The organism is Chryseobacterium sp., assembly GCF_008014695.1.
GTDB lineage: Bacteria > Bacteroidota > Bacteroidia > Flavobacteriales > Weeksellaceae > Kaistella.
This window is the reverse complement of sequence record NZ_VOXE01000002.1, coordinates 653,610-666,668: the sequence shown is the minus strand read 5'-3', so window position 1 is coordinate 666,668 and position 13,059 is coordinate 653,610. Positions and strand designations below refer to the sequence as shown.

The window sequence follows — 13,059 nt, the reverse complement described above, 5'->3', positions numbered from 1 at the left end:
TACGATTATATTCATCAGGCAGATTGAAAAGGAATACCCCTGTGCTTAAAGTCGTATTTTTGTGCGTTCAAATTCTGCTTATTGCTTTATTTAATACGATGAAAAACATTTCCCAATCCACCGAAAATATGATCAAAGAACCTGTCATCGATCTTCACTGTGACCTCCTCAGCTATCTCCGCCCCAATTCTTCTGCCTATAACACGGACGACGTAGGCTGCGCCATTCCCTTTCTGAAAGAAGGAAATGTGAAACTGCAGGTGATGGCGATTTTTTCGCCGACGGAAGCGAAGAGCCATGATTATGGACTTTTACAAAGCGGGATTTTCAGAAAGCTGAATGAAGAGGCGACTGAACTGTACCGGTTTGAAAAACAGCATCTAGGGACTCTGGCGGGGAATGAACATATCGGCATGGTGGCCTCCATCGAGAGCGGGTCGGCTTTCTGTGATGAACACCTCTCCTTAAAAGAAGGTTTCAGCAATCTGGAACGCATTATTGAAAATGTGGGATCGCTTCTGTATATCGGTTTTACGCATCACGCTGAAAACCGGTTCGGCGGCGGTAATTTCTCTACCGCCGGACTTAAAAATGACGGAAAAGCCCTGATCGATTATCTGCACGAGAAGAATACCGCCATCGATTTTTCCCATACGAGCGATGCCCTGGCGTACGACATCCTGAATTATATTTCGAAAGAAAACATCCGTGTTCCCATTCTGGCGAGCCATTCCAACTACCGCTCCGTGTACGGCCACGCCCGTAATCTACCCGACGATGTGGCGCAGGAAATCATGCACCAGCAAGGGCTGATCGGACTGAATTTTGTACGTGCCTTTGTCAATCCCGACAAAGAAGAAGCGCTGCAGGAACATGTTGCGCACAGCCTGCAGCTGGGCGGCGAAAATGCCATCTGTTATGGTGCCGACTATTTTTATACGAAAGAGATGCCCGACAAATCCCGCATTCCGTTTTATTTTCCGGCGCATGAAAATGCGGGCTGTTATCCGGAACTCAATACGGTTCTGGAAAGGGAATTCGGAAGGGAACAGATGAAAAAAATAAGCAGCCGGAACGCCCTGGATTTTATCACCCGGCTTTCGAGCTAAATGATGATTAAAAAAACTTTCCAAACGGGGATCAGACCGTTCATCAAGGTGAAACCCGATCATCAAAGTTGATCAATAAAATAAAAAGTGCAGCTTCTTCAGGCTGCACTTTTAATGTTGTTAATTTTTATTTAAATCGGCTTTACCTGGTCCAGAAACCACTCCTTCACCTCCCCTTCCAGGTCGTTTTCCAGTTTTTCGCGGCACCACTGGTGATAGGTATTCAGCCAGTTTTTTTCTTCACCGGTCAATAAAGAAATATCCAACGCATTGCGGTCAAAGGGACAGACCGTGAGGGTTTCGAACTCATAGAAGGTTCCGAAAGCCGTGGTTTCGGCTTCTTTTACGGCGACGAGATTCTCGTGGCGGATGCCGTACGTGTTCTCTGCATAGAATCCCGGCTCGTTGGAGACCACCATTCCCGGCAGGAGTTCCTGGGCATTCATGTCTTTGCGGATGTTCTGCGGCCCTTCGTGTACGTTCATAAAACTTCCGACGCCATGTCCCGTCCCGTGTGCGTAGTCCTTGCCTTCTTTCCAGAGGGCCATCCTGGCGACGGCATCGAGCTGTACGCCTCTTGTGCCGCGCGGGAATTTGACCATCGAAAGCTGAATCATGCCTTTCAGGACGAGGGTACAGTTTCTTCTGAATTCATCGGAAACGGCTCCCAAAGCAAGCGTCCGCGTGATATCGGTCGTTCCTTCCAGGTACTGTCCGCCCGAATCCACGAGGATGCTGCCTTCATTCGTGACGGCTTTGCTGCCTTCGTTTTTCGCTGAATAATGCACAATCGCCCCGTTTCCGCCGTAACCAACGATGCTGCCGAAGCTTTCGCCTACAAAGTTCTTCCCGGCTTTCCGAAATTCGAGGAGTTTCTGTCCAATGGAATATTCCGTCATGGCTTCTTTGCCCGCATTTTGGGTCAGCCAGTAGAGGAATTTCACCATCGATACGCCGTCGCGCTGCATGACGGTTCTGAAGCCCTGCAGTTCGGTCTCATTTTTTGTTGCCTTCATGAGGTTTCCGGGAACCGGTCCTTTGATGAAGGTATTGTCGTTTTTCAAAGCGTCAAACACCGACTGGTTGGTGTTCGGCGAGATGAGTATTTTTTCGTTTCTGATCTGCTGCAGGTAAGGGAAGAATTCTTCGTACGGCCTCATTTTCACCCACGCCTCATCCATCTGTCTGCGGGCGTCCAAATCCAGTTTTTCAAGGTCCACGAAGAGCACCGTTTCATTTTTGGTGAGTACGATGTAGCCAAGAAAGACCGGATTCGCCTCTACATCGCTGCCCCTGAGGTTCAGGGTCCAGGCTACATCGTCCAGACTCGAAATGATGTGTACGGAAGCCTGCTGCTCCTCCATTTTCTGGCGGATGTCCAGGAGTTTTTGGACAACGGATTTTCCGGCCCTTTCCACGGGGTGTACAAAGACCGGGTTTTTTGGCCCGCCGGAATTTCTGTCCTTCCAGATTTCCTTGAGCAAAGGAAGATCCACGACGTCAATATTTTTCGCGGCCAGCTGCTGTCCGAGGGCTTCCCAGTTCGTGTTGGAAGTCGCAAGGGCATTCACCGCGACTTTTCCGCCGTCGGGAACTTCGGACAGAAGCCAGTCGATATAGTTGGGGGTGCCTTCCACGCCGTCTTTCATGAGATCGATCCCGGAACCTTCGAGTTCGGCCGGCGCCTGCACAAAATACCGCCCGTCGGTCCAGAGACCTGCCTTGTCTTTGGTCACGACCACAAAACCGGCCGAGCCTGTAAATCCGGAAAGCCAGCTTCGTTCCTGCCATTCTCCGGGCAGGTATTCGCTCATGTGCGGATCTGCGGAATAGACGATAAAGGCGTCGATCTGATGCTCCTGCATGCTGAGGCGGAGCGCGGCTATTTTTTCTGAAGTGGTCATATTTTAATATTTAATCAAGTAAATTTAAGAAAATTGCACGGGAAGGCAAAACGCAGGCGGTAACCGTGCGCTTTATAAGTGAACGGAAGATTTCTATTTTTTGGAATCCTTCAGTGTGATCCAGACCGGTGCATGGTCGCTGGATTTCTCCCAGCCGCGGACCTCCCTGTCCACTCCGGCGTCTTTCAGCAAAGGCAGGACTTCGGAAGACAGGAGGAAATGGTCGATGCGCATTCCGGCGTTGCGCCCGTAGGCGTTGCGGAAATAATCCCAGAAGGTGTAGATGACCTCATCGGGATAGAGATGGCGGATCGCGTCGGTCCAGCCCTGCCCCACGAGGTTTTTAAAGGCTTCGCGCACTTCGGGAAGAAAGAGCGCGTCCTCCTTATATTTTTCAGGTTTATAGACATCCTTCTCCGTTGGCATGACATTGAAATCGCCGACGAGGATGACCGGTTTCTCGGAAGTGATGAGCATTTCTGCATGGGCGTCGAGCCGCTCGAACCATCGCATCTTGTAGTCGAATTTCGGTCCCGGCACCGGATTGCCGTTCGGCAGGTAGAGGCAGGCAATGACGAGCCCTTTTATCTTCACTTCGAGGTAACGGCTGGCTTCATCTTCGTCCTCGCCGGGAAGGGAAGTCCGGGAAATGACCGGTTTTTCGTTTTTCGCGAGCACCGCGACGCCGTTCCAGCTTTTCTGTCCGAGCCAGACGGCATGATACCCCGCTTCAAGAATTTCGGCTTCCGGGAATTTGTCCTGTGGTGCCTTCAGTTCCTGGAGGCAGACAATATCGGGCTGCATTTCTTTGAGCCATCTCAGCAGTACTGGCAGGCGGCCGTTCACGCCGTTGACATTATAGGTCGCAATTTTCATCTTTCGGTTTTTATCAAAGGTATGGAGCAGCAATAAAAAGACCAATAATGCCTGCGGGCCATTACAAGGCAAAAAAACCGTACCGGGACAGCGTCTGATACGTTACGATTACATTTATTCCAGCATCTTCTGTAAAAATTCATTCTTGGCCTGTTCCTGCATCAGGTAAAACCGCAAACCGTGCTCTGATTTGTATTCGGAATCATTGTAAAAGTCCACTTTTTGGAACAGCAGGGCTGCTTCTTCAGGGGTATATCCCAGTGAATCGGTTAACATTTCTTTCGTTTTATCAAATTCTTTAGGTGAACCGCCAAGACTTGTGGAGCCTCCTTTTTCCGACAGCCCCACCACTTTGCTGACGGCGAAATCCCTTGTATTGATGCCTAAAACAACCCTTTGGATATTGTTTTGGTCCTTTGTGACGGATCCGCTGCCCCGCTTGAAGAAATGCCGGAACGTATTCGTGCCGGGTATTGCGGGCGCGATCATTCCGAGGCGGATGTCGCGGGAGGGACTGACCGGACCGCTAAGCGTTTTTTTTATCAGATCCTGCGGAGGATCCCTGAATTTTTCATAGGTATTAAACAGCACCCCTGTGCCTACGCTGCTCCCTAAACTGTGTGCGATGAGGCGAATTTTAGCATCGGGACTGATGTCAGCGAGAACCTGCCTGAGGGCGAGTGCAGCATAGCCGGAATTCAACTGGGCCCTTCCCCAGATCCCCACTAAAAAAGGAGGTTTCCCGTTCGCGGTAAGTCCGTCCCAATACACCTCCAGATAAACGAAATCACGGTTATTTACTTCCCTTATTTTTTCTCTCAGCAAGGCAAAATCCGCAGTCGCGTTGGGCTCATTGAATCCATGTACGAGGATAACGAGCGTATTGCTTTCTGACGCCGCCAGCTTCTGATTAAGTCCGTCGGAATACGCTTTTATTATTCCCTTCTGAACCGCATTAAAGCCCGTACTGTCGGCAGTAGTATTGTGGACCCCGTATTTTAAAGCAAGTGCGTTATATGCCAGCGGATGTGTTCTGTAATAATCCAGTAAATTGCCGTTTCCCTGAATTTCCTTCCATTCAGTGCCCAAACCATGGGGGTCGAAAAATGCGTCCCGTGGCACCAGTTCGTCCGGCGGGTATATGGATCCATATTTGTCGATATATATTCTGGTGATTCCGTCTGTTTTATGCCTGTTCTCCCTTTGAATATCCGAGAACCAGACCTGCCTCTGCATCCTGCAGTTGATCAGCACAAGAAGCATCGTTATCCCCAAGAATATTTTACACTTTGCCATTATGAAATTTTTAAAATACAGCAGATTACCGGTCTTCCGGGTGGGTCACGTTAGATTTTCATTTCCAAACTGAGACGGTCAGCTGACCGTTATTACAGCACTTTGAATCATTCCTTTTTAGCAGGCTGGAAGGTAAGTCCTAAAGTAGCCACCTGCTGCTGTTTAATAAGGTCATTATCTGACCACAAGGGAATATTTGCGGACACCGTATATTTATTCTTGATCTGAATTCCCAAAGTGGCATATGCTGTCCAGAATTTATTCGCAGAAAGCCTGGAACTAAATTGGTTGCCTCCATTATAATAAGACATCTTAAAGGCGCCGAATAAAGTAGCTAAATCAGTGTCAGCATCTTTCTGTAGTAAGTCAAATGTTCCCATAAAGTACGATGAAAATTGATGGTAATTGTACGTTTCATTAAAGGCTATTTTATCTTTTACGTCATCAACGTTAAACCTGTATTCCACCGGCAAATAAAAAATAACTTTTTTACCATTTCCAATGTATGATTTTGAGAAGAAAAGCGGTGCCAGCAAACTGACATTGAATAATCCTCCATTCGGCAGTTTATTAACTGCCTCTTGATCATCTTCTGAGGTCTGTTGTGAAATATTTGTGGCCATTGTAAATTTAAAAAATGGCGCTAGCACACCGCTTACTAAGTTGGCATTTGCACTGTATGTACTGCTAAAATTAGATTGCAAACCTAACTTGTCAATAAACATAACACTTTCTTCGTCGTTATTATAAAGAAAAAAGTACTTGGCATTCATTAGGTTTTTAACCGGGAATATTCTGGCAATAAATGTGGGATTCCCACCTAATGAATTGGCAGTCCTAAAGAAGGATCTGAGAATTTTATATCGTTCAATTAAAGAACTGTAATTGTCCATTGTTGTATAATAACTTTTTGCAGGAAGACCTTCTGCATTTAAGGTTATCTTTGTGTTTTTCTGTTTTTTATATAACTCAGTAAGTTTTTTATTTGTGAACGCTCTTAATGAATCCGCTGCATAGGCATCGAGTTCATCTCCATATAAATTCATCAGTTCTCTCATATCCTCCTTTAGGTCAGCAGGAATTGGAACAGTGGTTCGAGCTCTATCGTATGTTAAAGATCCTGAAGAATCTGATTTAACCACACCTTTCGCGGTTGGCTCACTTTTTATTTGTGTATTAAATTCCGGGATCTGCGCAGATAGTGCTAATGAGCATACGCTCATTGCAGAAATAATAATAAATGTTCTCATTGTTTTAAGTTTTAAAGGTTATTAAAATATAGAGGCTATATGATATTTTTCTTTAAGATAGCGGTCAAAACAAATGAAGAGAAAGCAGCCTTTAAAAGAAAGCTTTCATGATTTAGTCGTTATAAATTTAATAAAAAATCAAAACCAGCCAAATACTGTTAATTGAAACCCTTTTTTGACAAAATATTTTCCATCAACAAATACAGGCTTCATTTGCAAATGTAAACCGAAATCCTGAAAAAATAAATACCCCTTTTGGAGTATTTCCAGGCGTATCAAGTAGGCTGTTAATCGAAAGTTGTTGAGTGATTGAGTTCATGAGTTGCCGAGTCGTTACGGACGAAAAAGGGAGGTTCGCCCTCACCCATTCCGGTTATGAGACTGTACAGGTCATTCCGGGACGGTTCTGTGATTCCTAAGGTCATGAAGTTTAAACAGTGCGCTTGAATTGAGAATCCGGGGTCTTCTATTGATGATGAAATATTTATATTTGTGTAAATATTGATTATGAAAAGAACCAAAATTACCCTCCTTGCGCTCGCTTCTGTACTCTTATTATCCTGTACCGTGCAGCAAAACGTGGCATCACAACCGACTCCACAGGAACAAATTCCTCAAAACAGCGGAAACAGCATCGACCGTTTTGCCGACATCGAAGTGCTTAAATACCAGGTTCCGGGGTGGAATGACTTAAGTTTAAAGGAGAAAGAATATGTTTATTACCTCAGTCAGGCCGGCTATGCAGGCCGGGACATCATCTGGGATCAGCATTATAAACACAACCTGAAGATCCGCCGCGCGCTGGAACATATTTATCAGAATTACAGCGGGAATAAAGACACCGAAGACTGGCGTAATTTCGAAATCTACCTGAAACGGGTCTGGTTTTCGAACGGCATCCATCACCATTACTCCAACGAAAAAATCAAACCAGCTTTTTCAAAAGCCTACTTTGACCAGCTTATACAGGTTACCAACACCAAACTGGACGCAAAAGTTGCCGATATTCTTTTCAATAATGTGGACAGTAAAAAAGTCAATCTGGATCTGAGCAAAGGCTTACTTCAGGGTTCTGCTGTGAACTTTTACGGCGAGGGCATCACTCCGGAAGAAGCAGAAGAGTTTTATGCAAAAATGAAAAGTCCGGATCCGCAACGCCCTTTATCGACCGGTCTGAATTCCAAACTCGTTAAAGAAAACGGAAAACTGACAGAAAAAGTCTGGAAAAGCGGCGGCATGTATGGTGCAGCGATTGACCAGGTCATCTCCTGGCTAGAGAAAGCCAAAACTGTAACCGAAAATCAAAAACAGGCCAATGCTTTAGCGCTGCTGATCCAATATTATAAAACCGGAGATCTGAAAGTCTGGGACGACTATAATACCGCGTGGGTAGAAGCCACAGAGGGCAATATCGATTATATTAACGGCTTTATTGAAGTGTACAATGATCCTTTGGGGCACAGAGGCTCCTATGAAAGTGTGGTTCAGATCAAAGATTTCGACATGTCCCGAAAAATGGAAGTGCTCTCCAATGAAGCGCAGTGGTTTGAAGACCATACCCCATTAATGGCTCAACACAAGAAGAAAAATGTGGTAGGCGTCAGTTATAAAACGGTTGTCGTGGCGTCAGAAGCCGGTGACTCTTCCCCGAGCACGCCGATTGGAGTCAACCTTCCGAATGCAGACTGGATCAGGGCGGAACACGGATCCAAATCCATCTCCCTCGGAAATATTATCGATGCCTATAACGCGGCGGGCGGAACAAGCCGTCTGAAGGAATTTGTGAACGATGACGAAGAGCTCCGTCTGGCAGAAAAGTACGGTGAACTGTCGAGCAAACTGCATACGGCACTCCATGAAGTGGTGGGTCATGCGTCCGGACAGATTAATCCCGGAGTAGGAACGCCGAAAGAAACCCTAAAAAGTTATGCCTCTACGATGGAAGAAGGAAGAGCCGATCTCGTCGGTCTTTATTTCCTTTATGATCCCAAACTGCAGGAACTAGGCTTGGTAGATGACTGGAAAGCTGTAGGTAAAGCCGCTTACGACAACTATATCCGGAACGGACTGATGATGCAGCTCGTGCGTCTGGATCCCGGTGCCGATATTGAAGAAGCCCATATGCGAAACCGACAGTGGGTGAGCGCCTGGGTTTTTGAAAAAGGCAAAAAGGACAATGTCATTGAGAAATTAGTACGCAACGGCAAAACCTATTTCAATATTACCGATTATGAAAAGCTTCATGATCTGTTTGGTCAGCTTTTGCGCGAAACGCAGCGCATTAAATCAGAAGGCGATTACAATGCCGCCAAAAACCTCGTGGAGAATTACGGCGTAAAAGTAGATCAGGCGATTCACAAAGAAGTGCTTGCACGTAATGCACAGTATAAAGAAGCACCTTACCGTGGTTTCGTGAATCCGTACATTACCCCGGTAAAAAACACAAGCGGACAGGTCACCGATTATGTTTTGAAATATCCTCAAACCTTTTCGGAACAGATGCTTCGGTACGCGAAAGAGTACAGTTTCTTACCGGATCATAACTAATATGCGACTCCCAACTATTCCACTTCTTTTCTGAAGGTTTGGAAGAAGTGCACCAGTTCTAAAAAACCGTTTCATCCCGTGATGAAGCGGTTTTTTGGTTTCTAAAACTTAAAATCTTGCCCGAAGATTTTCGTCTTCAAATTTGAAGGGTACGCAATTTGAAGGGTTCAGGTAGATTTTATCCATCTGTTTTCACCTTCTTTATATCCTGCAAATGGCTGACCGCATCCCTATCTCCTATTTTCAAAAACATGATGCTGTGCACCTGGCACAGTCGTTACTGGGCAAAACCCTCGTCCGCAAATTCCCGGACGGGCGGGAACTTCGTGCGCAGATCACTGAAACTGAAGCCTATTTCGGCAGCGATGATTTGGCGAGTCATGCCAGCAAAGGCCGCACGCCACGCACGGAACTGATGTTTCGTGACGGCGGTGTGGTGTATGTTTACCTGATTTACGGGCGCTACTGGCTGCTCAACATCGTAACAGGAAAAGCAGAGCAGCCCGAAGCGGTGCTTATCCGGGGACTGAGCACAGTAAACGGACCGGGACGGATCGGAAATCTCCTGCAACTTGACAGGAGTTTTTATGGCGAAGATCTGGGCAGTTCGGAACGGCTCTGGATTGAGGACGCTATATCGGAAGGCGAGATCAGCGCGGGGCCGCGGATAGGGGTAGATTATGCGGGTGAGGTATGGAAGAACATGCCATGGCGGTTTGTATTGGTTTCGGTCTGATTTCGACGGCTCCGGTAATTTCAGCCACCCGATACTTCAGTGTTTGAGAAATATGGCGGTGCAAATATTATTCGCAAAAAAAGGAGTTTGTGGAATTATATACTTCAGTAAAGGACATACCGCCCTTTTTTAATATGGTAAAATATTTGCATGGGCTGTCCTGTTAAACGATTAATCCTAAAAAGATGAAGAATACATTTAGCATGCTTCTGTTAGGTCTTTTCAGCGCCCTGGCGCTGCATTCCTGTAAGGAGAACGAAGTGGATCAGCTGAAAAAGGAAAATGAAGAACTCAAAGAACTTAAAAACCTGACCCGAAAAGATTCAATGGAAATCTACAACGTGATTCAAAATGACGGCAGAAGGCGGTTTACCGTTATGTTTCTGGACAGCCTAAAGAAGACTGACCTAAAACTCTATAAAGTGATGCTGGAAGAAGCTGAATCACGGAATACCCTGCTGGGTGAATAGGTTTTACGGAGTTTAGTTTATAATACTTTCTCAAAAATCCCAATCACTTTAAAACTCATCGTCTCCTCGTCCCTTAATACAATAGATTCAAAAGACTGAGTAGAAACAGGCTTTAAAGAGATTTCTTCATGGTGCCACCCCTCTTCATCAATGGTTTTCTTACTTGAGTACTCTTTGATCGTGTAGTTTGCTCCTGTTTCGCTGTCAAAAATATCATTACCCTCAACCAAGGTGATCAATCCGTTCCGACTGCCCGCTGAATATTTTTTGAACAGACACAGGCTTCCATTCGGAATGACTTTGTTCATCGATTCACCTACTACTTTGCATACAAAATATTCTGCATGATTGGTCATGTTTTTTAATTCGATATACTTTACTTCTGTTACCGTCTGCAAATCGGAAAATTGTCCGGCTGCTATTTCAAGATCATAATAAGGAACCGTAAATTCATTTGGAGCATCAACGATAGTGTAAGCCGTCACCTCATCGTTAGAATTCTTAAATGATGGAATCACCCGTGCAAGGTATTTCCTAAGATTTGGATTGCAGACATAAATATAGGTGCCTTCAATTCCTCTCAGCAGGATGGTTTTGTAAATATTAATGACATAATCCAATAAAACCTTAGGATCTTTTATGGAATTTTTGCCATTTTTATCTTTATAATTTTCTTTATACACCACTAATTCATTGGTGGTGAAATCGTAGTCCAGTTCAGGTCCGATAATGACTCCCGTGTAATTGAGATCGTAACCCTGCGTCGTATGGATACAGCCGACTTCATTGATGGCATTGGGAGAATTTACCCAATCTGTTACAGTACTGTTCCATTGTAATGAGGTATCATTAATTACAATATCAAATTTTAACCGGTCATTTTTTGAGATCCATTCCCATGCAAACCCTGCAACCATTCTTGATAATCCTCTCTGCTTTTCCTTTAAATGAATCTGTTCAACCATTTCATTTAAATCATCAAACAGTTTCAGATCATAAAATCCCTTATTTTGTTGATCTTGTTCGGTCAAGTCCGCTTTATCAAATATTTGATGAACCAATTTTACATATTGATTTCCACCTTTTACCCTGAATTGCGTACTGAGCTTTTCGTTACGGGTACTTGACAAATTTTTTAAAGCGTAGAAACTCTCGGGAGTGGCATCAGACGGTTTAATGGACTGAAACTGGTCATAAAAAATAATGGCTTTTTCACTTTGCATCTGAATCCAATCCAATTCAGAGGAAGTCATTTTATCCAAACCTAAGAGCTCGCTGTTTTTGTCGAAAGTCCCAAAATATGAACCCAGATTCACCCTTCTTCTCAAGCGGTGGCCCTCATCAACAATAAGCAGATCATACTTCTGCCTGGTTATTTCGGAAGGTCCGATGACCATCTTCTGAGATAATCCTTTAATGTTTTTGAAAACATTGGATATGGTTTTCCGAAAAGATGCCATTGGGATGACCAGCGCCATATTCAGATCGCCGTATTTAGCTTTCACATTTTCTAAAAGCCGGAACAGCTCTTCATCCTCTTCATCAAAATCGGAATAATTGAAATCGTTCAAATCTGTTTTCAACAGTTTAAAAAGGAAAATGGCAAGAATAGATTTACCAGTTCCTGCTCCGCCCTCAATTAAACTGACTTTCGCCTGCTCATCTAAAAGACAGATCAAAATTGTTTTCAGTCCGTTGATCTGTTCCTTAGAAAGTGATTTGTAAGGAGAATATTTAAATAGATCAGAATTGTCAATATAGTCAAGGGAATGTCTGGCAATGCCCATGCTCCTCAGCTCCCCCCAAATATCTTTGAACAGTTCCCAATACACTTCTTTTTGCTGGTAATATTGATGATTTGAAATGCCGAGATTCCCATTTTGCAGCGCGTAGATCCCGTCAGCCGCTATATATCTGATAAGATTGGATTCAACATCCAGGGTTGCTGATTTATTAAATCTTTCGCTCAGGATTAAATTGACTGCACTTAAACTCTGTTTTTTCTCTGATTTAGAATGAGCCTTTAATCTGGTGAGAACGTCAGTCGTTTCCCCGACATAAGCTTCCTTACTTTTTTCTTCTTCTAAAAAGTAAACAAGTGGCCAGCTGAGAAATTCACGGTGATTTTCAAGTATTGTAGATTCTAATTGAGTATCGAAAGGGTATTGTTTAATGGTAAAGCTCATTATTGATTTATTGCGATCTACAGTTCGTTGTATTTGGTAGCTTTACCCTTAGCTTTATCGACAGGATACTTATCTGCGTTTTTTTTAATTTTATCCAGCACAATTTGACCGACATCTAAATTATTTTTATCCGCTAATAACAGTGCATACATCAATACGTCGGCTAATTCATCTTTAAGTTTATCCAAATTGAAGTCTTCATTTTCTTTCCAGAGAAATAATTCAAGAAGCTCAGAGGCTTCCACAGAAAGTGCAAGGGCCAAATCTTTAGAATTATGAAACTGTTTCCAATCTCTTTCGTCCCGAAAATTTACGATTTGCGTTATCAGTGAGTTTATATCTTCCATCATTTTATTTAACTTACCGTATTTACTAACTTTTAATGTAAAGAATGTAATAAAATCAAATATATTAAAAATAAAGCGATAAGATTAAACATTTGTTTTTGGAAATAAACAATTTTATTAACAGAATAATTTCTTTTCCGCTGTAAAAAACCTTCAGACGTTACCAAGTCGTATTACAGACGCCTTTGCTCGTGGTCCTGTCCAGCTATGACACCCAAGACTTACTACTTCAGGGCGGAGTAATTTAACCGTTCCACCGCTTTGCTCTCCTCCCACTCTCCTTTGGAAGTCCTTCGCAAAATAGCCTCTTTTTCCGAACCGCTTCGAAGGAGACCCGG

Annotated in this window: 11 protein-coding genes; 4 read left to right on the top strand and 7 right to left on the bottom strand. The window is 44.2% G+C overall.

Features of this window, described 5'->3' with window-relative positions; genetic code table 11:
* The first annotated feature begins 98 nt into the window (after nt 1–98).
* A complete protein-coding gene (locus FUA25_RS07505) occupies nt 99–1,109 on the top strand; it encodes a dipeptidase (protein WP_228411670.1) in 1,011 nt (336 codons plus the stop codon).
* A 131-nt stretch (nt 1,110–1,240) separates the two neighbouring features.
* On the opposite strand, the gene FUA25_RS07500 is transcribed toward FUA25_RS07505, so the two are convergent.
* The 5 genes from FUA25_RS07500 to FUA25_RS13245 all read right to left on the bottom strand — a co-directional run bounded on the left by FUA25_RS07500 (nt 1,241) and on the right by FUA25_RS13245 (nt 6,860).
* Nucleotides 1,241–3,013, bottom strand: coding sequence for an aminopeptidase P family protein (locus tag FUA25_RS07500; protein WP_147756276.1), 1,773 nt, complete (start codon nt 3,011–3,013; stop codon nt 1,241–1,243).
* A gap of 93 nt (nt 3,014–3,106) precedes the next feature.
* The gene (gene xth / locus FUA25_RS07495; RefSeq protein WP_147756275.1) at nt 3,107–3,889 is read right to left on the bottom strand and encodes an exodeoxyribonuclease III; all 783 of its coding nucleotides are present in this window, start codon (nt 3,887–3,889) and stop codon (nt 3,107–3,109) included.
* A 114-nt stretch (nt 3,890–4,003) separates the two neighbouring features.
* Nucleotides 4,004–5,185, bottom strand: coding sequence for an alpha/beta hydrolase (locus FUA25_RS07490; protein WP_147756274.1), 1,182 nt, complete (start codon nt 5,183–5,185; stop codon nt 4,004–4,006).
* Between the two features lie 107 nt (nt 5,186–5,292).
* The gene (locus FUA25_RS07485) at nt 5,293–6,435 is read right to left on the bottom strand and encodes a hypothetical protein (protein ID WP_147756273.1); all 1,143 of its coding nucleotides are present in this window, start codon (nt 6,433–6,435) and stop codon (nt 5,293–5,295) included.
* A 287-nt stretch (nt 6,436–6,722) separates the two neighbouring features.
* A complete protein-coding gene (locus FUA25_RS13245) occupies nt 6,723–6,860 on the bottom strand; it encodes a hypothetical protein (RefSeq protein ID WP_185146670.1) in 138 nt (45 codons plus the stop codon).
* A gap of 82 nt (nt 6,861–6,942) precedes the next feature.
* Here FUA25_RS13245 and FUA25_RS07480 point away from each other — a divergent pair, with 82 nt between their 5' ends.
* From FUA25_RS07480 to FUA25_RS07470, 3 genes are all read left to right on the top strand, one after another.
* Nucleotides 6,943–8,982 (top strand): dipeptidyl-peptidase 3 family protein, encoded by a 2,040-nt coding sequence (locus tag FUA25_RS07480; protein ID WP_147756272.1) that lies wholly within the window; start codon nt 6,943–6,945, stop codon nt 8,980–8,982.
* A gap of 214 nt (nt 8,983–9,196) precedes the next feature.
* The gene (locus FUA25_RS07475; protein ID WP_147756271.1) at nt 9,197–9,718 is read left to right on the top strand and encodes a DNA-3-methyladenine glycosylase; all 522 of its coding nucleotides are present in this window, start codon (nt 9,197–9,199) and stop codon (nt 9,716–9,718) included.
* Between the two features lie 185 nt (nt 9,719–9,903).
* Entirely contained in the window at nt 9,904–10,188 is a 285-nt protein-coding gene (locus FUA25_RS07470) for a hypothetical protein (protein ID WP_147756270.1), read from the top strand.
* Between the two features lie 17 nt (nt 10,189–10,205).
* Here the strand turns inward: FUA25_RS07470 and FUA25_RS07465 are convergent, their stop codons facing one another.
* Both FUA25_RS07465 and FUA25_RS07460 read right to left on the bottom strand, forming a co-directional pair.
* On the bottom strand, nt 10,206–12,374 hold the full coding sequence (locus tag FUA25_RS07465) for a DUF2075 domain-containing protein (RefSeq protein WP_147756269.1): 2,169 nt from the start codon (nt 12,372–12,374) through the stop codon (nt 10,206–10,208).
* Between the two features lie 17 nt (nt 12,375–12,391).
* On the bottom strand, nt 12,392–12,724 hold the full coding sequence (locus tag FUA25_RS07460) for a nucleotide pyrophosphohydrolase (protein WP_262712206.1): 333 nt from the start codon (nt 12,722–12,724) through the stop codon (nt 12,392–12,394).
* Nucleotides 12,725–13,059 lie beyond the last annotated feature (335 nt).

Coding starts and splice junctions, on each gene's coding strand:
- FUA25_RS07480 (WP_147756272.1), top strand. CDS start 6,943: ATGAAAAGAACCAAAATTACCCTCCTTGCGCTCGCTTCTGTACTCTTA.
- FUA25_RS13245 (WP_185146670.1), bottom strand. CDS start 6,860: ATGACCTTAGGAATCACAGAACCGTCCCGGAATGACCTGTACAGTCTC.
- xth (WP_147756275.1), bottom strand. CDS start 3,889: ATGAAAATTGCGACCTATAATGTCAACGGCGTGAACGGCCGCCTGCCA.
- FUA25_RS07460 (WP_262712206.1), bottom strand. CDS start 12,724: ATGATGGAAGATATAAACTCACTGATAACGCAAATCGTAAATTTTCGG.
- FUA25_RS07485 (WP_147756273.1), bottom strand. CDS start 6,435: ATGAGAACATTTATTATTATTTCTGCAATGAGCGTATGCTCATTAGCA.
- FUA25_RS07475 (WP_147756271.1), top strand. CDS start 9,197: ATGGCTGACCGCATCCCTATCTCCTATTTTCAAAAACATGATGCTGTG.
- FUA25_RS07490 (WP_147756274.1), bottom strand. CDS start 5,185: ATGGCAAAGTGTAAAATATTCTTGGGGATAACGATGCTTCTTGTGCTG.
- FUA25_RS07505 (WP_228411670.1), top strand. CDS start 99: ATGAAAAACATTTCCCAATCCACCGAAAATATGATCAAAGAACCTGTC.
- FUA25_RS07465 (WP_147756269.1), bottom strand. CDS start 12,374: ATGAGCTTTACCATTAAACAATACCCTTTCGATACTCAATTAGAATCT.
- FUA25_RS07470 (WP_147756270.1), top strand. CDS start 9,904: ATGAAGAATACATTTAGCATGCTTCTGTTAGGTCTTTTCAGCGCCCTG.
- FUA25_RS07500 (WP_147756276.1), bottom strand. CDS start 3,013: ATGACCACTTCAGAAAAAATAGCCGCGCTCCGCCTCAGCATGCAGGAG.